The sequence below is a fragment of the Aeromicrobium sp. genome, from assembly GCF_037719875.1.
GTDB lineage: Bacteria > Actinomycetota > Actinomycetes > Propionibacteriales > Nocardioidaceae > Aeromicrobium.
In genome coordinates this window covers 108,767-128,630 of record NZ_JBBJMJ010000002.1, presented here as the reverse complement: position 1 = coordinate 128,630, position 19,864 = coordinate 108,767, and the positions used below count along the sequence as shown (strand labels likewise).

Here is a 19,864-nt window from a genome sequence, read left to right as displayed (position 1 = left end):
TCCGTGCGGTACTTCACCTGCCAGGTCTTGGCCGGGACGGGGAGGTCGAGGACCTTGCCCGTCACGACCCGGCTGCCCAGCACGTCGCCGGGGGCCGATGTGGCGATGTCAGCGGGGATGGCAAAGAAGGGATCGTTCTCGGGGATGGGTGGTGGCGCGGCCGACGCCGGGGACGGCAGGGCCACGGTCGCCATCGCGACCGTTGCCACGAGAAGGCTCGCGGCACATGCCCTGACACGCCACACCGGCGCCGGCCGCGACATCACGGAGTGATGTTCGGAAGAACCGACACGGTGCCGCCACTGACCGCCGCGATGTCGACGTCACCGTCGCCGTCGTAGTCGGCCAGGACCGGGTTCTGCGGGAACGCAGCCGTCGCGTACGTGCCGTTCTCAGTCAGCTTTGCGGTCCCGTTGCCCTGCAGGACGGTCATCGTGCCCTGCGTCGGATTGGCGAGCGACGACACGACAAGGTCTTGACGGCCATCGCCGTCGAAGTCCGCCGCCGAGGCGCTCGTCGGGCCTGGTCCGCCATAGGTCACCGATGCAGGGATCGTCGAGCGGAAGGCTCCGCTGCCGTTGGTGAGCCCCGTCGCGACGGAGAAGCTGAACGAGCCGACGGTCGCTGCGTCGTCGAAACCGTCGCCGTCCAGATCGATCGCAGTGACATCCTCCGGGACGAACCCGGCGGCATACAGCTGACCCGAAACCGTGAAGCGCCCGTCTCCGGTGCCGCGCAAGGCGAAGGTCGTGCCGCTGGCCCCGTCCGTCACGAACAGGTCGGTGGCGGTGTCGGAGTTGAGCTTGGCGATCGAGGCCGCCGCAATCGCCCCGGCGCCCGCAACCTCCGATCGCGGGCCGACCTTGAAGGTGCCGTTTCCGTTGTTGATGAGTGTCTGCACAGCCGTGAAGGTGGGTGCCAGGATGTCCTTCTCGCCGTCACCGTTCACGTCGACGATGAGGGGCTCCACCTGTCCGCCGAGGGTCAGCGGATAGGACCCGCCGTCGCTGAAACCACCGGCGCCGTTGCCGAACCGGATCTTTGCGTCACTGGTGGATGCCGCGACGATGTCGGCGTTGCCGTCACCGTTGAGGTCACCGGCATCGAGGCCTTGGGTGTTGGTGGTGCCTGAGACCCGCACCTCTCCCCCGAAGGTGTTGGAGCCCCGGTTGAACGTGACGATGACGTCGCCCTGCGCGAAGTCACCAACTGACGCCAGGTCAGGCCGCCCGTCCGAATTGAAGTCGGCAGTCGCCGTCCCCCGGGGCGCCGGGCCGGGGCCCGCGCCGTTGTTGATGCTCGACTCGACTGCGGCGGAGAACCAGGTCCCAGCCGCCGTTGCCGGGGAGATCGCCAAGGCGATCGTCGCGGGCACCGCTACAAGAAGTGAAAATCTGAATGTTCGCATGGCGAGACGCTACCCCGCAGAACGCAAAGTGACAATACTTCGTTTCGCATTATGTCGGATCGGCGACACTGGCCCACTGGACCTATCCCGCGATCAATGTCACCGCAAGGTCGGTGAGGGCACCTTCGATCGCGGCGACACTCGGGCGGTCATCTCGGATCGTCCAGTCGTAGACGACAGCCGTCGCAGCGCCCGCGAGCGCTAGGGCCGCGAACCGGAAGTCGCGGTCGGTGATCTCGCCGCGCGCCACCGCCTCGGATCCCTCCCGCTCGATCAGCGCCACGAGCGACTCACGGAACTCCAGGCGTCGGGCCTCGAGCCGCGCGCTGACCCCCATGATCTCGACGAATGCGATGCGCGCAGTGCGTACGTCGTGCACCATCGGGCTCAGGTAGGCGAGGAAGGTCGGCGGGATCCGATCGAGGAACGGCCGCCCCTCGGTCACGGCGAGCTGCTCCGCTGCGGCTGCGTACGAGGCCGAGGTGATGGTCTCATAGAGCTCGATGAAGGCGGCTTCCTTGTTGTCGTAGTGCTGGTAGAAGTGCCGAGTCGACACGCTGGCGGTCGAGCAGATCCGCTCGACGGTCGTCGCGGCATAGCCGTGCTCACCAATGAGCTCCCGGCAGGCGTCCAGCACGCGCTGGCGCCTCCCCGCATCGCGCTCATCGGGGGTCAGGCCGCCATATCGGCGGGTCGATGTGCTCACGTCAGCGAGTCCTTCGGGTCGGGTGCTGCCATGTTAGGTGACCGTCACGAGGCGTCATGCAGTGAGCGAAACTTCGGGCTTTCAGCTCATCCCGGCGAACGATGTTGCGCCTCGACCAGCAGCCGCACGCTCCGGCGGAGCACCTCTTCGGCGTCCTGCCCCTGCGCGCGCGCCTCGGCGACCAGCGCCAGCAACCGTGAGCCCAGGTCGTCCCCACCGATGTCCACCACACCGAGCCGGCCGATGACCTTGTCGGCATAAGCCAGCGCAGGCAGCGTCACCGGTATGCCCTCGAGCGCCGACGTGCGCTTCTTCTCGGTGGCCTTGAGGCGCTGCCAGTTGGCATCGACCTCCTGGGCGCTCATGACGGTGGCGTCGCCGAACACATGCGGGTTGCGATAGATCAACTTGTCGGCGAGGCCCGCCGCAACGTCATCGATGTCCCAGCCGCCACTCCCGTCCTGCTTGGCCTCGGCGGCGATGCGGGCGTGGAACACGATCTGCATCAGCAGGTCACCGAGCTCTTCACGCAGGTGGTCGCCGTCTCCGCTGTCGAGGGCCTCGAGGGTCTCGTGGGCCTCCTCCAGCAAGTAGTGGCTGAGCGTCTCGTGCGACTGCTGAGCGGTCCAGGGACACTCGCGTCGAAGCCGGTCCATGACCTCCACGACGTCGAGCAGTGCGGAGCCCGGCAGGTCGTACGAGCCGAAGACGACCTCGATCTCGGCCTCTTCGCCGTCACCGGCCATGAGATCGCCGGCAATCGAGTGCGCCCAGGCAGCATCACCTGTTGGCGCGATCCAGGTGACATCGCGTGCGTACGCCGGGGTGATCGGTGAGATCTCAACCGCGATCCCCGAGGCCACGATGGCCCGGACGTGGGGATCGTCGGCCGGTGCGCGCACGTGTGAGGCCTCCCGCAGGGCGTCCCACGCGGGGAGCGACAAGATCCCCGGCGCCACGCGAGGGCTGAGGACGACGATCCGCATCAGGAGCAGCGTTGGGCTGCGGGGAGCTGATCCGGGTTTGCCTCGGGGTCTGCGGGCGAGACCGAGAGTGACCCTGATTCGGCGACCTGCTTGGTGCTGCCGTCGAGCCCGAACCGCGGCGCGAACTCGACGTCGTTGGTCGCGAAGGCCTTGGTGATCTCGGCCTGGCCCGCCTCGGCGAGCTGGGCCTCGTTCTCCTGTGTACGCGGCTGACCGACAGCCTGCTCACCGAGGGCGATCGCGATGGTCGAGACCTCTTGGTTGTCCTCGATCGCCTGCACGATCTGGTCGGTGTCCTCATCGGGGAACGCGTCGGCGATCTGCTGCTCCTGCGCCGTCGTGACCTCGTAGGTCGACGGCTTGATCGCGATGCCCTCCTCCCCGGCAAGCTTGCGGGCCACGATCAGCGACACCAGCGACGTCACCGCCTGGCGTCGGATATCGGCGTTCCCGGGAACGGTCGCGCCCTGTTCCTGCGCGGTGCTCAGCGTGAGCGCGCAATAGACCTCAGCGGTCTCGTTGAGGGTCTTCATCGAGATCGACTGACCATCGACCACTGCCGCATCACCGGGGTGGATGTTGGTGCAACCGGCCAGCGTCAGGGCGGCCAGGGTGAGAGCTGCGGTGCGCGCGCGGTTGAGCATGCTGACAGATTACTCGGGGGACTGATCGCTCTGCGCTTGCGTCACGCAGGCAGCGCAAACGCATCAAGATCGGTCAGGCCGGGACGAGGGTGTCGATCACGGTGCGGGTCCACTCGAGCAGATCGCGGCCGACCAGCGGGGTGCCGCCGACCGGCGCTGTGCGGGGGCGCGGGACGAGGGCGACCTCGGCGGCGACCTTGTAGGTGCTGCGCGGATAGATCCGCTGCAGGCGCATCTGGGCCGAGTCAGGCAGCTTGAGCGGTGCGAAGCGGACGTTGGGGCCCGCCGCCGTCACCTCGGTCAGGCCGGCGTCCCGCACGCGTACGCGCAACCGGGCGACGTCGAGCAGGACCTCGACGGCCTCGGGCGGCTCGCCATAGCGGTCGACCAGCTCGGCCCGCAGCTCATCGACATCGGCGAGCAGGCGCACATCGGCGAGACGCTTGTACATCTCGAGGCGCAGGCGCTCGCTCTGGACGTACTCGTGCGGCAGGTGCGCCTCGATCGGCAGCTCGATCTTGACCTCGCGCTCGGGTTCGGCGTCGCCGCGGAACTCAGCGACCGCTTCGCCGACCAGACGGACGTAGAGGTCGAAGCCGACATCGGCGATGTGCCCGGACTGCTCGCCGCCCAGCAGGTTGCCGGCGCCGCGGATCTCGAGATCCTTCATCGCCACCGCCATGCCGCCGCCGAGCTCGGAGTGCTGGGCGATCGTGGCGAGCCGGTCATGGGCGGTCTCGGTGAGCGGCTTCTCGGGCGGATAGAGGAAGTAGGCATAGGCGCGCTCGCGCGAGCGGCCCACACGGCCTCGGAGCTGATGCAGCTGCGACAGGCCGAGGGTGTCGGCGCGCTCGATGATCATGGTGTTGGCGTTGGACACATCGAGGCCGGACTCGACGATCGTGGTGCAGACCAGGACGTCGAAGCGCTTCTCCCAGAAGTCGACCATGACCTCCTCGAGCTGGTGCTCGCCCATCTGACCGTGCGCCGCGGCGACCCGCGCTTCGGGCACGAGCTCCTTGATCTTCGCGACGGCCCGGTCGATGCTCTGGACCCGGTTGTGGATGAAGAACACCTGCCCCTCACGGAGCAGCTCGCGGCGTATCGCGGCGACGATCTGCCGGTCCTCGTATGCCCCCACGAACGACAGCACGGGGTGGCGCTCCTCGGGCGGCGTCGCGATCGTCGACATCTCGCGGATCCCGGTGATCGCCATCTCGAGCGTTCTCGGGATCGGAGTCGCCGACATCGACAGGACGTCGACTGCAGCGCGCAGCATCTTGAGCGCCTCCTTGTGCTCCACGCCGAACCGCTGCTCCTCATCGACGATCACGAGGCCGAGATCCTTGATGCGGACGCCTGGCTGCAGGAGGCGGTGCGTGCCGATGACCAGATCGATCGTGCCGTCGGCCAGGCCCGCGAGGGTCTCCTTGGACTCCTTGTCGGACTGGAACCGCGAGAGCGGCTTGATCGTCACGGGGAACTGGCCGAACCGCTCGGCGAATGTCGCATAGTGCTGCTGCACCAGCAGCGTCGTCGGGACCAGCAAGATGACCTGCTTGCCGTCCTGGATCGCCTTGAACGCGGCCCGCACGGCAATCTCGGTCTTGCCGTAGCCGACATCACCGCACACCAGCCGATCCATCGGGACAGTGCGCTCCATGTCGCGCTTGACCTCGTCGATCGTGACCATCTGGTCCGGGGTCTCCACGAATGCGAACGCGTCCTCGAGCTCGGCCTGCCACGGGGTGTCAGGTCCGAACGCGTGCCCCTTGGTGGCCTGGCGCGCCGCGTAGAGCTTGATCAGCTCGCCGGCGATCTGGCGTACGGCCTTGCGGGCCTTGTTCTTGCGGTTCGTCCAGTCCGAACCGCCGAGCCGGTCGAGCGTCGGCGACTCGCCGCCGACGTAGCGGCTGATCTGGTCAAGCTGGTCCATCGGGACGAACAGCCGGTCGGCGGGCTGGCCGCGCTTGGACGACGCGTACTCGATCACGAGGTATTCGCGCGCCGCCCCCTGGACGACGCGCTGCATCAGCTCGACATAGCGGCCGAGTCCGTGCTGCTCGTGCACGACGAAGTCGCCGGTCTTGAGCTCCAGCGGGTCGACCTGCTTGCGCCGACGGACCGGCATCGCACGGTCGGCCCGGTCGGCCCGGTCCGCCGTGCGCTGTCCGACCAGGTCGTCGTACGTCAACAGCGCCAGGCCGAGCGGTGGAGAGACGAACCCGTGATCGAGCTCGCCCATGCTGACCTGGACCACGCCCAGCCGTGGCGGCGCGAGCTCCCTGCCATCGGGATCGGTGTCGATCGCTGCGGCGACATCGTTCTCGGCAAGCCACTCGACGGTGCGCTGCGCCTGTCCGTGCGCCGGCGCGACGAACACGACGCGCATACCGGCGGCAAGCCACTTCCTGATGTCCTCGAGCGCGGCCGAGGTGTCGCCGCGATAGGCAGCGGCGGCTTCCATGTCGACCGACCTGGCTTGCTCGTCACCGTCCGAGTCCAGGTTGGCCAGCCCGAAGGGTGAGACCGTGAACCAGGCGTGCCCCAGCTCGAGGCTGTCGAGCCGTACGTCCTCGAGCGTGCGGAACGCCGCCGAGCCGAGGTCGATCGGCGCCTCTCCGCCGCCCGCCGTCGCGGCCCACGAGGCCTGCAGGAACTCCTCGCTCGTCGCGACCAGGTCGGCGGCGCGGGCGCGGATGCGCTCGGGATCGCACAGGACGATCACCGAGCGGTCGGGCAGCAGCTCGACGAACAGCTCCATTTCATCCACCAGGACGGGAGTCAGCGACTCCATGCCCTCGACGGCGTGGCCCGCGGCGAGCTTGGTGAAGATCTCGGCGAGCGACGGGTGCGCGGCTGCCAGCTCGGCGGCTCGCGCCTTGACGTCGTCGTCGAGCAGCAGCTCACGGCACGGCGGGGCCCACACGTGGGTGATCTCCTCGAGCGTGCGCTGGTCGGCAACGGCGAACCGGCGGATCTCATCGACCGTGTCGCCCCAGAACTCGATCCGGAGTGGATGCTCCTCGGTCGGCGGGAAGACATCGATGATGCCGCCGCGGACCGCGAACTCACCACGGCGCTCCACCAGGTCGACCCGGGAGTAGGCCGCGCCGGCCAGCTGGCGTACGACCTCGTCGAGCGCGATGTCATCACCCTTGTGCAGCTCGACCGGCGCGAGGTCCGCCAAGCCCCTGACCTGCGGCTGCAACAACGACCGCACCGGAGCGACGATGACGCGGAGCGGGCCGGTCGAGGTGTCCGAGTCCAGCTTGTCGGGGGCGGTCGGGTGCACGAGCCGGCGAAGGACCGCGAGCCTGCGGCCGACCGTGTCAGATCGTGGCGACAGCCGCTCGTGCGGCAGCGTCTCCCACGCCGGGAAGAATGCGACGGCCTCAGGCCCGAGCAGCTCCCCGAGCTGGGCCACGAGATCCTCACCCTCTCGGGCGGTGGCGGTGACCGCGAGGACCGTCGACTGCTGCGCCAGCGCATGGGTCAGGAACGGCCGCATCGGCCCCGGCGCCTGGAGGTCCAGGGCGCTGACGCCGCTGTCCCGATCCGCGAGGGCTGCGGCGATCGTCGGCTCGGCGGCGACAAGGGTCGCGAGTCTGCTCAGGGTCATGTCGTGGTCGGCAATCTAGCGATTGAACGCGCTCTGTGTGGGTTCCAGCCCGTGCGCGATGAGGCTTTCGACCGCATCGGCGGCTTCTTCGACATATGTCGGCAGGTCCTTGCGCTCGGCAGCGGTGTAGGGCTTGAGCACGAAGTCGTGAACGCTCTGGCGGCCGGCCGGACGGCCGATGCCGACCCGGACTCGGAAGAAGTCACCCGTGCCGATCGACTGGCGGATCGACTTGAGCCCGTTGTGCCCGTTGTCACCGCCACCGAACTTGGCCCGCAGCATGCCGAAGTCGATGTCGAGCTCGTCGTGAATCACGATGAGGTGGTCCGGCTCGACATCGAAGAACTTCGTGAGGGACGACACCGGTCCACCGCTCTCGTTCATGAACGAGCGCGACCGGCCGAGCACGACTCGCTCGCCGGCCAGGCGTCCTTCGATGACGTCCGCGCGTCCGGACTTGTCCTTCTTCCATGAGCCACCCGTGCGGGTGGCAAGCACCTCGGCGACGAAGTAACCGACGTTGTGACGTGTGCTGGCGTACGCCGGGCCCGGATTGCCGAGCCCGACGACCAACCAGGTCACTCGGACTCGGTGCTCTCCGAGCCCTCGCCCTCGGCGTCCTCGCCTTCGCCCTCGGCAGCAGCCTCGGCTTCTTCGGCGTCGGTCAGGTCGTGCTCGATGCCGGCCTCGGCCTCGGCCTCGGCGAGCTCAGCCTCGAGCTGCGCCTCGGTGGGCGCCGCGGTGACGTTGACGATCAGCAGATCGGCGTCGACGGCCAGCGTCGAGCCCTTGGGAAGCTCGATGTCGCTGGCGTGGATCTGCGCACCGGCGTCGAGGCCCTCGACCGAGATCTCGAACGACTCCGGGATGTGGGTCGCCTCGGCCTCGACGGCCACCGTCGCGTTCTCCAGGATGACCAGGTTCCCGCTGATGGCCTCGCCTGCGATGTTGATGCGCACGTCGACGGTGACCTTCTCGCCCTTGCGGACGATCAGGAGGTCGGCGTGCTCGATGAAGCCCCGGAGCGGGTCGCGCTGGACCTGCTTGGGGATCGCGAGGTGCTTCTCGGTGCCGAGGTCGATCGTCAGCAGCGCGTTGGAGTTCTTGAGCGCCATCATGAGCTGGTGGCCGGGCAACGTCACGTGCACCGGGTCGGTGCCATGTCCGTAAAGGACGGCGGGCACGTTGTCGGCGCGACGGATGCGGCGCGCGGCGCCCTTGCCGAATTCGGTGCGCGCCTCGGCGGCAATCTTGATCTCAGCCATGGGGGAATTCTCCTGATGGTGCTGGGGGTGGCGGGTGAAAACGAAAGTTGGGTCGTCACCCGGGAAAGACGCTCGACACAGCACTCCTGTGGAGCACCCTGTCGATCACGGTCCGAAGGACCCTCGCCGAGGCAACTGGACGATCTTATCGCAGTCGTCACGTGAGTGAGAAATCCACTGAGCCCGAGGCGGCCCGCGACCGAGGGTGAGCGCAGCGAGGTGGAGCCCGTGGTGGTCTGCTCAGCGCCGATCGCGCCCGCTTCGACGGCCGGCTCCCGACGCGAGCCATCGCGGCACCCGACGCCATACGAGGACCGCGAGGATGACGAAGCTGACTGCGAGCACGCCGATGGCCACGAGCTCGGCGACCTCACGGTCCACCGGCAGGAATGACATCAAGGTCTGGGTCACCAAGAAGGCGCCAAGACCCGCGACGGGCACCGTCATGGCCACCCGGGCGAAGGTCGAGGGGGTCTTCGGACCGAGGGCGGCGGGGGGCGCCGGGGTCCCCCACGCCGGGGCCTGGTCATCAACGGCCGCGATTGAGCTGAGGTCGACCAGGCCGGGCAGCATGGCCCACGAGATGGCCCCGGCGAGCGGGCCGATCAACAGCACACCGACCAGCAGCACACCGAACCCCGACGCCAAGGGTGAGAGCAGCACCAACGAGCCGATCCCGAGGACTCCCCCGGCAACGAGGGCCCCGCGCATGCGCCGATGGGACGGGTCACCGCTCGTGGTCTGGGCAGCGCGCGCGGCGAGCACCAGGCCCACCGCCCCGCTGACCGCACCGATGACGGCGCCAATGAGCGCTGCGATGAGATAGAGGACGGGCAGGTCCTCGGCATCGGCGATGTCGGGGATGTCATCGGTGCCGATGACCAGGAGGCCCACACCCAGTGCAACGCCGGCACCGACGAGCGCCCCGATCCCGGCACCGCGGAGCCCCACGGTCGCCAGGCGCATCAGGACTTGAACAACGAGGTGACCGAGCCCTCTTCGAAGACCGCTGCGGTGGCCTGTGCCAACAGTGGCGCGATCGACAGGACCGTGAGCTTGTCGAAGCGCTTGTCGTCCTCGATCGGCAGCGTGTTGGTCACGATGACCTCGCACGCCGTCGAGTTCTTGAGGCGGTCGACGGCCGGTCCGGAAAAGACTGCGTGCGTCGCGACGATCACGACATCCTGCGCGCCGTCAGCCATCAGCGCCTCGGCGGCCTGGACGATGGTGCCACCGGTGTCGATGAGGTCGTCGACCAGGATGCAGACCCGGCCCTCGACGTCACCCACGACCCGGTTGGCCTTGGACTCGTTGGGCTTGCGGGGATCGCGGGTCTTGTGGATGAACGCCAGCGGCGCACCCTTGAGCGCTGCAGCCCACGACTCAGCAACCTTGATGCGCCCGGCGTCCGGCGACACGACGGCCAGCGGCTTGCGGCCGTAGTGCTTCTTGACGTGGCGGGTGAGGATCGGCATCGCGAGCAGGTGGTCGACCGGGCCGTCGAAGAAGCCCTGGATCTGGGCGGTGTGCAGGTCGACGGTCATCAACCGGTCGGCGCCCGCGGTCAGGAACAGGTCGGCCATGAGCCGGGCCGAGATGGGCTCGCGGCCGAGATGCTTCTTGTCCTGCCGGGCATAGCCGTAGAACGGGAGGATCACCGTGATGCGCTTGGCGGAGGCCCGCTTGAGCGCATCGATCATGATGAGCTGCTCCATGATGGCTTCGTTGATCGGCGCCGCGTGGCTCTGGATCACGAAGGCGTCGCAACCGCGTACGGACTCGTCGAAGCGGACATAGATCTCACCGTTGGCGAAGTCATAGGCCGTCGTCGGCACGAGGTCGATCTCGAGGAGATCAGCGACCTCCTGCGCGAGGGTGGGATGCGCGCGGCCGGAGAACAGCAGCATGTTCCGCATCGGAGTGCGTTTGGACAGGCTAGTCACCGGTCGGCTCCTCAGTTGGTTCGGTCTGCGCCGACTCCGGGCGTGCGTCGCGCGCGGCATCGGCGGATGCGGTGGCCGGCCGCTTGGCGGCCACCCACCCCTCAATGTTCCTCTGCGTCCCGGCGCTGACGGCCAGCGCCCCCGGAGGTACGTCCCCGCGGATCGTCGAGCCGGCTCCGGTGAACGCCCCGTCACCCACCGTGACGGGTGCAACGAAGGTGTTGTTGGACGAGGTCTTGGCGTGCCGGCCGATCGTCGATCGGTGCTTGTTCACGCCGTCGTAGTTGGCGAAAATCGTGCCTGCTCCGATGTTGGCGCCCTCGCCGATGTCGGCATCGCCGACGTAGGACAGGTGCGGGACCTTGGCGCCGTCACCGATCGTCGAGTTCTTGACCTCGACGAAGGCGCCGATCTTGCCGTCTGCACCGAGCTCGGTGCCTGGTCGGAGGTAGGAGAACGGGCCGACCGTGGCCCGGTCGCCGATCACGGCGTCGGATCCGTGCGTACGAATCACGGTCGCCCCGGCGCCGACCTCGACGTTGCGCAGCGTCGTGTCGGGACCGATCACGGACCCTCCGCCTATGACCGTCGCCCCGAGCAGCTGCGTGCCGGGCAGCAGCGTGACGTCCGCGGCGATCGTGACCGCCGAGTCGATCCAGGTCGTGGCCGGGTCGACGATCGTCACGCCCTCGGACATCCAGTGGTCGGTCAGCCGGCGATTCAGCTCGCGACCCAGGCGCGCCAGCTGGCCCCGGTCGTTGACACCTTCGGTCTGCCAGACGTCCTCGAGCACGTGTGCACCGACCGGGCGACCCTCGGCGACCGCCTTGCCGACGATGTCGGTCAGATAGAGCTCGCCCTGCGCGTTGCCGGACTCGAGCCTGGCCACCGCGTGGGTGAGGAAGGCCGCCTCGACGACCAGGATGCCGCTGTTGATCTCGCGAACCGCGAGCTCCTCGTCCGACGCATCCTTGTGCTCGCGGATCGCGGTGACGGCGCCGTCCGCGTCACGCACGATGCGGCCGTAGCCGGTCGGGTCATCGACCTCGGCCGTGAGGATCGTGACAACGCGGCCGGCGACCCGGTGGTCGACCAAGAGCTCCGACAGCGTCTGCGCCGACAGCAGCGGGACATCTCCATACGTCACGATGACGGTGCCTTCGGGCGGACTGTCGAGCGACTCGAGCGCAATGTGCACGGCATGACCCGTGCCGTTCTGCTGCTCCTGGACGACCTGAATCACGGCCGGGTCGTATGCCGTGATGGCTTCGGCGACCTGGTCGCGGTCGTGCCCGACGACCGCGACGGTCGTGCGTACGCCGGCTCCGGACACCGCGACCAGAGCGTGCTCGATCATGCTTCGACCTGCAATCTCGTGCAGGACCTTGGCTCGCGCGGACTTCATCCGGGTGCCTGCCCCTGCTGCCAGCACGATGGCTGTCACCAGCTCTGGATGCGACTTGGTGGTCACCAGTCTCCTTCGTCGACTCGAGATGCTGCTGGCTCCCCGGGTAGGAGTCGAACCTACGTCGCTAGTCCGCATTCAAAGTGCGGCGGGCCCTGCCGGCAGACCAACCGGGGATCGCAGCCGTCAGCCTACCGGAGTCGACCCTCGCGGCGGGCCACGGCAAATGTCCGGGTGAACGGCAGGATCGTCCCGAGAGGACGCGCGGGATAGGCCTCGCGCAGGGCCGCCTTGTAGGTCGTGACGAAGTCGTCGCGCAGGTCATCGGGCAGAGCCTGCAGGATCGGGCGGGCACCCGTCCCGGAGATCCAGTCAAAGACCGGGTCAGCGCCCGGCAGGACGTGCAGGTACGTCGTCTCCCACACATCCGGGGTCCAGCCGAGGCTCGCGAACAGCTCGAGGAAGGCCGCAGGATCCGTGCCGCGATCGGCGTGGAGTCCATCGGTGTGCTCGCCGAACGGTGGCCGTGAGGAGATCTCATGGAGCAGTCGGTGGCTCGGGGCGTCGTAGTTGCGCGGCACCTGGAGCGCGAACGTTCCTCCCGGCACGACCAGCTGCGCGAGCCGCCGGATGACCGCGAGCTGGTCCGGGACCCATTGGAACAGCGCATTGGAGATCATCAGCTCGACCGGGGCGTCGGTCGTCCAGGTCGCGACGTCGGCCAGCTCGTACGTCACACGGTCGTCGCTGGGCGAGGCGTTGTCGGCAGTCGCCTCGTCGATCATCTCTGCCGACGAGTCGACCCCGTGGATCCGCGCCTCCGGCCAACGGGCACGCAGCACAGCGGTGAGGTGGCCCGGTCCGCAGCCGAGATCGACGATCGTGCGGGGTTCGCCCTGGACCCGCCCGACGAGGTCGACGAATGGGCGGGAGCGCTGGTCAGCGAACTGCAGGTAGCGCGCCGGGTCCCAGGTCGTCATCGTGCGTTGGCACGTTCGAGCTGCCCCGCCAGAGACATCAGGCGCGCGTCATCCCCACGGCGCGCAATGAGCTGAACCGCGAGGGGCAGACCGTCATCGGTGGCGCCTGCGGGCATCGAGACCGCCGGCATGCCGGTGTGGTTCCACTGCGCCGTGTAGGGATAGAACGCATTCATCGACAGCACCGTCGCGAGGCCGCCCTTGCCGTTCCAGTTGCCGACCGGGACTGCCGGGCCCGACATCACCGGGGTCAGCAGGACGTCGACCTCGAGGGCGTCGTGCAAGCCGTCGCCGAACGCCAGACCCTGGCGCTTGGCCCATTCGACTGCTCGCGTGCCGAAGGGTCGTCCGAGACGCACGATCGCCTTCGTACGCTTCTCGAGCCGGCTCGGGTCGTCCACCTCGTCGGCGACATCGCGGATGCCAGCGAGGTAGCGAACCGTGAACGCCTTGGAGGGGAGCTTGTAGGGAATGCCGACCTCGACGACGGTGTGCCCGGCAGCTCCGAAGACCTCCGCGGCGTCCTCGAGCGCCGAGCGCACTCGTGGGTCGAGCGGCAGCGCCTTGGTCGCGGCGGCCGCACTGACGGACACACCGATCCGCAGAGGCGCAGGGTCCGTGCCGGCCGCATCGACGAGGGAGGTGGCAAAGGAGCCGAACGTGTCGAGGAAGAGCGCGCTGTCGATGAGGCGCGTGGCCAGACTGCCTTGCGTCGAGAGGTCGTGCCATCCGCCGGAGCTCGGCATCGTGCCGTGAGTCGGCTTGAAGCCGGCCAGGCCGCAACAGGCAGCGGGTATGCGGATCGAGCCGGCTCCGTCCGAGGCCGTCGCGATGCCCACGGCCCCGGCGGCGACGATCGCTCCCGAGCCGCCGGAGGACCCACCGGAGGTGTGGGCGATGTGATGCGGGTTGCGCGTCACGCCGAGCCGCTCGGACTCGGTGAACCCGAAGATCGCCAGCTCGGGGAGGGCCGTCTTCGCCACGATCGGCATGCCCGCCGCGCGGAGCGCCGCGATGAGGTCGGCGTCCTGCGTCACCGGTCGGGTCATTCCGTGACTGCCGCGGGTGGTCACGTGACCCGCGATGTCGAGATCGTCCTTGACCGCGATCGGGATGCCGAGCATCGGCCCGGACTCCCCCGCGGCGCGGCGCCGGTCCGCATCCGCCGCCGCCTCCATCGCGTCCTGGGCAAACACCTCGACGACCGCGTTGATCGACGGGCTCATGGCTGCGATCGCGGCAAGCGTGGCCTCGGTCAGTCCGCGGGAGGTGAGTGCGCCGGAGGCGAGCAGCTCACCCTGGCGGGTCGGTCCGGCGCTGACAACTTCGATCTCGTCCATCCCGCGAGCCTACGGTCAGGCGACTCGCAAAGAATCTCGACATCAAGAATCTTGACGCATAAGATGGCCTGGTGGAAGACGACGTCGATCGGCTGATCGAGGCATGGCAGCGAGAGCGTCCTGACGTGGACGTGTCGCCGATGCACGTGCTGAGCCGCGTCACGCGACTCGCGCTCCACCTCGATCGGGCCCGCAAGGAGGCATTCGCCGACCACGATCTCGAGCCCTCGGAGTTCGACGTGCTCTCGGCGCTTCGGAGGTCCGGCGAGCCCTATCAGCTCTCCCCCGGAGCGCTGGTGCAAGAGACCCTGGTGACGAGCGGCACGATGACCAACCGGGTCGACCGGCTCGTGAGCAAGGGTCTCGTCGAGCGGCTGCCCGATCCGGCCGACCGTCGCGGCATACAGGTCAAGCTGAGCCGATCGGGCCTGGCAGCTGTCGACGGCGCCCTCGACGCGTTGCTCGCACACGAGACCGATCTGCTGGCCGGGCTCTCCGCCGAAGAGGCGACGTCACTCGCCGATGCCCTGCGGACGCTCTCGCACCCGTTCGACCGCTGACCCGCCTCGCCGCGCTCGGCCCATGGTCGAGCAAGTAACCTTCTCCGGTGGCACATCTCCTCGGCGTCGAGTCCATCGCGCTCGACTTCCCGACCAAGACCGTCTTCGAATCCGTCACGATCGGCATCGACGAGGGCGACCGGATCGGCATCGTCGGGCGCAACGGTGACGGCAAGTCGACCCTCCTTCGCATCCTCGCCGGTCTCATGGAGCCCGACTCCGGTCGCGTCACGACCCGCGGTGGCGTGCACATCGGCATGCTCGATCAGACCGACACGCTCGACCAGGAGCAGACCGTCGGCCACGCGATCGTCGGTGACAAGCCCGACTACGAGTGGGCCGGCGACGCCAAGATCCGCGATGTCATCGCAGGCCTCGTGTCCGACATCGGGTGGGACACCGTCGTCGGGACCCTGAGCGGTGGCCAGCGGCGCCGGGTCGCGCTCGCCGCGCTGCTCGTCGGCGATGACGACGTCCTGTTCCTTGACGAGCCGACCAACCACCTGGACGTCGAAGGCATCACCTGGCTCGCGGGACACCTCAAGACGCGGTGGTCGCCCAACGCCGGCGGCCTGCTGGTCGTGACCCACGACCGGTGGTTCCTCGACGAGGTCTGCAATGCGACCTGGGAGGTCCACGACGGCATCGTCGAGCCGTTCGAGGGCGGCTACGCGGCATACATCCTGCAGCGCGTCGAGCGTGATCGGCACGCCTCGGCGACCGAGTCGAAGCGACAGAACCTGATGCGCAAGGAGCTCGCCTGGCTGCGCCGTGGCGCTCCCGCGCGCACGTCCAAGCCGAAGTTCCGCATCGATGCCGCCAACGAGCTCATCGAGAACGAGCCGCCGCCGCGCGATCCGATCGTGCTGAAGCAGATGGCCACCTCACGCCTCGGCAAGGACGTCGTCGACATCCTCGATGTCAGCGTCTCTTATGACCACGAGGTCCTCAAGCACGTCGAGTGGCGGATCGGGCCCGGCGAGCGTACCGGCGTCCTCGGAGCCAACGGTGCGGGCAAGTCGACGCTGCTGGGGCTCGTGACCGGTGTCGTCGAGCCGACGTCGGGGCGGGTCAAGCGAGGCAAGACCGTCAAGGTCGTCACGCTGACCCAGGAGCTCGACGAGCTCAAGGACGTCGGCTCCGACCGGGTCAGCGACGTCGTGGGCCGCCAGCGCACGGCATATGTCTCCGGTGGCAAGGAGATGACGCCCAGCCAGCTGCTGGAGCGGCTCGGCTTCTCCAACGCGCAGATGGCCACGCCCGTGCGCGATCTCTCCGGTGGTCAGAAGCGTCGCCTGCAGCTGTTGTTGATCCTGCTCGACGAGCCCAACGTCCTCGTGCTCGATGAGCCGACCAACGATCTCGACACCGACATGCTCGCCGCGATGGAGGACCTGCTCGACTCGTGGCCCGGCACACTGCTCGTGGTCTCGCACGACCGCTATCTGCTCGAGCGCATCACCGATCAGCAGTATGCGATCCTCGACGGCCACCTCCGGCACCTGCCCGGCGGCGTCGACCAATACCTCCGGCTGCGCAAGGAGCAGGACTCCCCCGCGGCGTCCAACCCGAGCAAGGCCGGGCACACAGCCTCGGCGCCCAGGTTGTCGAGCGCCGAGCTCCGCAACACTCGCAAGGAGATCGCCTCGATCGATCGCAAGATGGAGAAGCTGTCGGGTCGCATCGACGCGCTGCACGTCGAGATGGCGCAGCATGACCCTTCTGACGGCCCCGGGCTGATGACGCTCACGAAGTCGGTCCAGGAGCTGGAGCAGCAGGTCTCCCAGCACGAGACCCGCTGGATCGAGCTCAGCGAGCTCGTCGACGGCTGACCCTTCGGGGGGTCAGCTCGTGATGCGCGCTCCGGTCACGGGGCCGCGCGACTGGACGACGTCCGCGCACGCCGCCGCGCTGCTGAGGGCGAACGCGATGTCGAGGCTGTGCTGCTCGTCGGAGGCCAGGAACAGCGCCGTCGGACCCGATCCGGACAGGATCGCGCCGAGCGCACCGGCCTCGATGCCGATCTCGAGGGTGTCCTGCAGCTCGGGGCGCAGCGACAGCGCGGCCTCGGTGAGGTCGTTGGACAGCGCGTCGCCGAGGGCATCGGCGTCGCCGGCACGCAGCGCGGCGAGCAGGGCGTCCGGCACGGCCGGGTCCGGCACCCTCGATCCCTTGTTGATCCGGTCGAACTCGGCATAGACCGCCTGCGTCGATAGTCCCTCGTAGGCCATCGCGAACACCCAGTGATAGGACCCGCGCGCCAGCACCGGGCTGATCGTCTCGCCCCGCCCGCCGCCGATCGCGTTGCCGCCGTGCAGCAGGAACGGCACATCACTGCCGAGCTGGGCCGCAATCTGCTCCAGCTCCGTGCGGGACAGCCCCGTGGCCCAGGCGTCGTTGCACGCGACGAGCGCCGCGGCCGCATCGGCCGATCCACCGGCCATACCACCGGCCACCGGGATGACCTTGCGGATCGCGAGGTCGACGCCACCGGGGGCACCGGTCACGTCGCGCAACAGGCGAGCGGCCCGCACGGCGAGGTTGTCGTCGTCCTCGGGCACGAGCGCGAACTCGGCGCGCACGTCGAGCTCGCTGTGCACAGCAACCGTGATCTCGTCGTCGTCGCGTGATGTGGCCTTGACCTCGTCGTGCAGGTCGACGGCCTGATAGACCGTGGCCAGCGGGTGATAACCGTCCTCTCGGACCGGTCCGACACCGAGGCAGAGGTTGATCTTGGCGGGGACGCGGACGGTCGCAGAGCTCACCCGCTCAACCTAGTCGCCGAGGAGCCAGCCCGGGCTCGCCGGGGCGAACTGCTCCGCCATCGGCGGTGAGTCAGCGACCCTTCGTGCGCGCTGATCCGACGCTTAGTCACCGCCCTGCAGCGGCGGTGAGTTAGCGACCATTCGGGCGCCTTGATCGGACGCCAAGTCACCGCCTTCGCAAGGGATTGGTCGCCAACCCACCACTCAGGCAGGGGTGAGGAACTGGCCGAGGCGGAAGAACTCCTCGACGCCCAGCTGCTCGCCACGGGCCTGCGGGGAGATGCCGGCCGCGACGAGCGCCTCCTCGGCAGCAGGGCCCGAGCCCGCGAGCTCTGACAGCGCCGCGCGCATGGTCTTGCGACGCTGCGCGAACGCCGCGTCGACGACGGCGAACGTACGCAGTCGCTGCGCCTCGTCGCCGGGTGCCTCACGTCGGGTCCACGCGACAAGCGCCGACTCGACATTGGGCATCGGCCAGAAGACGTTGCGGCCGATCGAACCGGCGAGCCGGAGCTCGGCATACCAGGCAGCCTTGACGCTCGGGACGCCATACGTCTTGGAGCCCGGGCCGGCCGCGAGCCGGTGTGCAACCTCGGCCTGGACCATCACAAGACCGGTCCGGATCGTCGGGAACCGCTCGAAGAACGTCAGCAGCACCGGCACGGAGACGTTGTATGGCAAGTTGGCCACCAGCGCCGTGGGCGTCGGCCCCGGCAGCTCTGTGACCTGCATCGCGTCGGCCGTCACCAGGTCGAAGTGCGCCGCCTGGTCGGGGGCCTGCTCCGAGATCGTGGCGGGGAGCTGCGCGGCGAGCACCTCGTCGAGCTCGACCGCGGTCACGTGAGCGGCGACTTCGAGCAGCCCGAGGGTCAACGAGCCCAGACCCGGTCCGATCTCGACCACGACGTCATCGGCGCTGATCGCGGACGTGCGGACGATGCGCCGGACCGTGTTGGCGTCGATGACGAAGTTCTGCCCGCGCTGCTTGGTCGGACGGATTCCGCATGACTCGGCCAGGCGTCGGACGTCAGCGGCCCCGAGCAGCCGGGGTGGCGTCAGCCGAACCTCGCGTGCGCGCAACCCCACTGGCCCCAGCCGGAGCGGGCCTGGAGGATCTTGGCGTACTTGATCTGCACCTCGCGGCTGCTCTGGTGGGGCAGGCCGGGACCGCCGACGCTGCGCCAGGTCGCGGCGCTGAACTGCAGGCCGCCGTAGTAGCCGTTGCCGGTGTTGATCGACCAGTTGCCGCCGGACTCGCACTTGGCGATCCTGTCCCACGCGCTGTCGGGCGGCGTCGTGCTGGTGCCATGCTTCTCGATCTGCGGGCGGGGCGACGACAGCGAGCGCGAGACCAGAACGATCTTTTCGCGGACCTTGCCGTCGGCGTAGACGTAGCTCACCTTCTGGCGCTTCTCGCCTGCCCTGCCCTCTTGCACGACGACCTTCTCGCCGGCCATCGCGTCGGCATCCTTGCGGACCTCGACCTCATAGCTGACCGGCACGGTCACGGTCTTGGTGACCTTCTCGATCCGGACGACCCGCAGCTTGGTCTCGCGCTTGACGTAGGCGTCCTTGGCGGGCTTGACCTCGTCGTCGGAGTCCAGGGTCACGTCGGCGCTCTCGAGCACACCGGCCACTGTCGGGGCGGCCGAGGTGATGGTCTTCTTCTTGCCGTCGGCGACCACAGTCAACGACTTGGAGGTGCTCACGACGAGCTTCATGCCCCTGCGCGGGACGACGGACGCGGTCTTGGCGGAGACATATGCGTCACTGCCCGGCTTGACCCCGAGGGAGTCGAAGGCATCGCCGACCGTGCGGTCATAGACCGTGTGCTCACTGACGGCGCCGTCGACCGTGAGGGTGACGGGCTTGGCATAGTCCACCTTGATGTCGTCGCCGTCGTCGAGCGAGGCCGACTCCGCCTTGCTGAGCCGATCACCGGGGCGGATCGTGACGTCCTTGGACTTGAGCACGTCGGAGACGGTGTCGTCGAAGGTACGGATCGAGTCGCTGCGCCCGTCAACGGTCAGCGTGACGGTGTGACTGAGCGCTCCGTAGGCGACGGTCCCGCCCGCGAGGACGAAGACGATCGCCAGGCCGAAGGCGAGGATCGGGAGAGACTTCCTCCGCAGGCGGCGCCTGCCTGGAGCGGGCGAACCTGACGATACGGTTGAATCTGAGTGCACGGATTTCCTTGGCAGTCGGTGACGGGGCCGACTTTCCACCATAACGACGCTCCT

18 protein-coding genes and 1 tRNA gene are annotated in these 19,864 nt (G+C 68.5%); 3 read left to right on the top strand and 16 right to left on the bottom strand.

Going from position 1 to position 19,864, the window contains the following annotated elements:
- The first annotated feature begins 3 nt into the window (after positions 1 to 3).
- Positions 4 to 273: a hypothetical protein gene (locus WKF39_RS03305; RefSeq protein ID WP_340385802.1), complete on the top strand. Its 270-nt coding sequence runs from the start codon at positions 4 to 6 to the stop codon at positions 271 to 273.
- Here WKF39_RS03305 and WKF39_RS03300 read toward each other — a convergent pair.
- The 13 genes from WKF39_RS03300 to WKF39_RS03240 all read right to left on the bottom strand — a co-directional run bounded on the left by WKF39_RS03300 (position 263) and on the right by WKF39_RS03240 (position 14,299).
- Positions 263 to 1,408, bottom strand: a complete 1,146-nt coding sequence (locus tag WKF39_RS03300; protein WP_340385801.1) for a VCBS repeat-containing protein — start codon at positions 1,406 to 1,408, stop codon at positions 263 to 265. The genes WKF39_RS03305 and WKF39_RS03300 overlap by 11 nt on opposite strands.
- 82 nt (positions 1,409 to 1,490) lie before the next feature.
- The gene (locus WKF39_RS03295; protein WP_340385800.1) at positions 1,491 to 2,114 is read right to left on the bottom strand and encodes a TetR/AcrR family transcriptional regulator; all 624 of its coding nucleotides are present in this window, start codon (positions 2,112 to 2,114) and stop codon (positions 1,491 to 1,493) included.
- 86 nt (positions 2,115 to 2,200) lie between these two features.
- Entirely contained in the window at positions 2,201 to 3,100 is a 900-nt protein-coding gene (locus WKF39_RS03290) for a MazG family protein (RefSeq protein WP_340385799.1), read from the bottom strand.
- Complete coding sequence (locus WKF39_RS03285) at positions 3,100 to 3,744, bottom strand: hypothetical protein (RefSeq protein WP_340385798.1); 645 nt, start codon at positions 3,742 to 3,744, stop codon at positions 3,100 to 3,102. The genes WKF39_RS03290 and WKF39_RS03285 overlap by 1 nt, the downstream gene beginning before the upstream one ends.
- A gap of 73 nt (positions 3,745 to 3,817) precedes the next feature.
- The gene (gene mfd / locus WKF39_RS03280) at positions 3,818 to 7,366 is read right to left on the bottom strand and encodes a transcription-repair coupling factor (protein ID WP_340385797.1); all 3,549 of its coding nucleotides are present in this window, start codon (positions 7,364 to 7,366) and stop codon (positions 3,818 to 3,820) included.
- Positions 7,367 to 7,381: 15 nt separating this feature from the next.
- Positions 7,382 to 7,948, bottom strand: a complete 567-nt coding sequence (gene pth, locus WKF39_RS03275; RefSeq protein WP_340385796.1) for an aminoacyl-tRNA hydrolase — start codon at positions 7,946 to 7,948, stop codon at positions 7,382 to 7,384.
- Positions 7,945 to 8,631, bottom strand: coding sequence for a 50S ribosomal protein L25/general stress protein Ctc (locus tag WKF39_RS03270; RefSeq protein ID WP_340385795.1), 687 nt, complete (start codon positions 8,629 to 8,631; stop codon positions 7,945 to 7,947). Before WKF39_RS03270 ends, pth begins: the two co-directional genes overlap by 4 nt.
- Positions 8,632 to 8,871: 240 nt before the next feature.
- The gene (locus tag WKF39_RS03265; protein WP_340385794.1) at positions 8,872 to 9,597 is read right to left on the bottom strand and encodes a hypothetical protein; all 726 of its coding nucleotides are present in this window, start codon (positions 9,595 to 9,597) and stop codon (positions 8,872 to 8,874) included.
- The gene (locus tag WKF39_RS03260; protein ID WP_340385793.1) at positions 9,597 to 10,574 is read right to left on the bottom strand and encodes a ribose-phosphate diphosphokinase; all 978 of its coding nucleotides are present in this window, start codon (positions 10,572 to 10,574) and stop codon (positions 9,597 to 9,599) included. The genes WKF39_RS03265 and WKF39_RS03260 overlap by 1 nt, the downstream gene beginning before the upstream one ends.
- Positions 10,567 to 12,045 (bottom strand): bifunctional UDP-N-acetylglucosamine diphosphorylase/glucosamine-1-phosphate N-acetyltransferase GlmU, encoded by a 1,479-nt coding sequence (gene glmU, locus WKF39_RS03255; protein WP_340385792.1) that lies wholly within the window; start codon positions 12,043 to 12,045, stop codon positions 10,567 to 10,569. Before glmU ends, WKF39_RS03260 begins: the two co-directional genes overlap by 8 nt.
- A gap of 29 nt (positions 12,046 to 12,074) precedes the next feature.
- A tRNA-Gln gene (locus tag WKF39_RS03250) sits at positions 12,075 to 12,156 on the bottom strand.
- Between the two features lie 14 nt (positions 12,157 to 12,170).
- Positions 12,171 to 12,959: a methyltransferase domain-containing protein gene (locus WKF39_RS03245; RefSeq protein ID WP_340385791.1), complete on the bottom strand. Its 789-nt coding sequence runs from the start codon at positions 12,957 to 12,959 to the stop codon at positions 12,171 to 12,173.
- Positions 12,956 to 14,299, bottom strand: coding sequence for an amidase family protein (locus tag WKF39_RS03240; RefSeq protein WP_340385790.1), 1,344 nt, complete (start codon positions 14,297 to 14,299; stop codon positions 12,956 to 12,958). Before WKF39_RS03240 ends, WKF39_RS03245 begins: the two co-directional genes overlap by 4 nt.
- 71 nt (positions 14,300 to 14,370) lie before the next feature.
- On the opposite strand from WKF39_RS03240, the gene WKF39_RS03235 reads away from it, so the two are divergent.
- Positions 14,371 to 14,859: a MarR family transcriptional regulator gene (locus WKF39_RS03235; RefSeq protein ID WP_340385789.1), complete on the top strand. Its 489-nt coding sequence runs from the start codon at positions 14,371 to 14,373 to the stop codon at positions 14,857 to 14,859.
- A 47-nt stretch (positions 14,860 to 14,906) separates the two neighbouring features.
- Complete coding sequence (locus WKF39_RS03230) at positions 14,907 to 16,691, top strand: ABC-F family ATP-binding cassette domain-containing protein (RefSeq protein ID WP_340385788.1); 1,785 nt, start codon at positions 14,907 to 14,909, stop codon at positions 16,689 to 16,691.
- 12 nt (positions 16,692 to 16,703) lie between these two features.
- Here the strand turns inward: WKF39_RS03230 and WKF39_RS03225 are convergent, their stop codons facing one another.
- From WKF39_RS03225 to WKF39_RS03215, 3 genes are all read right to left on the bottom strand, one after another.
- A complete protein-coding gene (locus tag WKF39_RS03225) occupies positions 16,704 to 17,624 on the bottom strand; it encodes a 4-(cytidine 5'-diphospho)-2-C-methyl-D-erythritol kinase (RefSeq protein WP_340385787.1) in 921 nt (306 codons plus the stop codon).
- 204 nt (positions 17,625 to 17,828) lie between these two features.
- Entirely contained in the window at positions 17,829 to 18,710 is an 882-nt protein-coding gene (gene rsmA, locus WKF39_RS03220) for a 16S rRNA (adenine(1518)-N(6)/adenine(1519)-N(6))-dimethyltransferase RsmA (protein WP_340385786.1), read from the bottom strand.
- Entirely contained in the window at positions 18,680 to 19,810 is a 1,131-nt protein-coding gene (locus WKF39_RS03215; protein ID WP_340385785.1) for a ubiquitin-like domain-containing protein, read from the bottom strand. The genes rsmA and WKF39_RS03215 overlap by 31 nt, the downstream gene beginning before the upstream one ends.
- Positions 19,811 to 19,864: the final 54 nt, after the last annotated feature.

Bases quoted from the DNA above. Each gene is read 5' to 3' on its own strand.
- WKF39_RS03300 (WP_340385801.1), bottom strand. From the start codon at position 1,408: ATGCGAACATTCAGATTTTCACTTCTTGTAGCGGTGCCCGCGACGATC.
- WKF39_RS03290 (WP_340385799.1), bottom strand. From the start codon at position 3,100: ATGCGGATCGTCGTCCTCAGCCCTCGCGTGGCGCCGGGGATCTTGTCG.
- WKF39_RS03285 (WP_340385798.1), bottom strand. From the start codon at position 3,744: ATGCTCAACCGCGCGCGCACCGCAGCTCTCACCCTGGCCGCCCTGACG.
- mfd (WP_340385797.1), bottom strand. From the start codon at position 7,366: ATGACCCTGAGCAGACTCGCGACCCTTGTCGCCGCCGAGCCGACGATC.
- WKF39_RS03270 (WP_340385795.1), bottom strand. From the start codon at position 8,631: ATGGCTGAGATCAAGATTGCCGCCGAGGCGCGCACCGAATTCGGCAAG.
- WKF39_RS03265 (WP_340385794.1), bottom strand. From the start codon at position 9,597: ATGCGCCTGGCGACCGTGGGGCTCCGCGGTGCCGGGATCGGGGCGCTC.
- WKF39_RS03245 (WP_340385791.1), bottom strand. From the start codon at position 12,959: ATGACGACCTGGGACCCGGCGCGCTACCTGCAGTTCGCTGACCAGCGC.
- WKF39_RS03240 (WP_340385790.1), bottom strand. From the start codon at position 14,299: ATGGACGAGATCGAAGTTGTCAGCGCCGGACCGACCCGCCAGGGTGAG.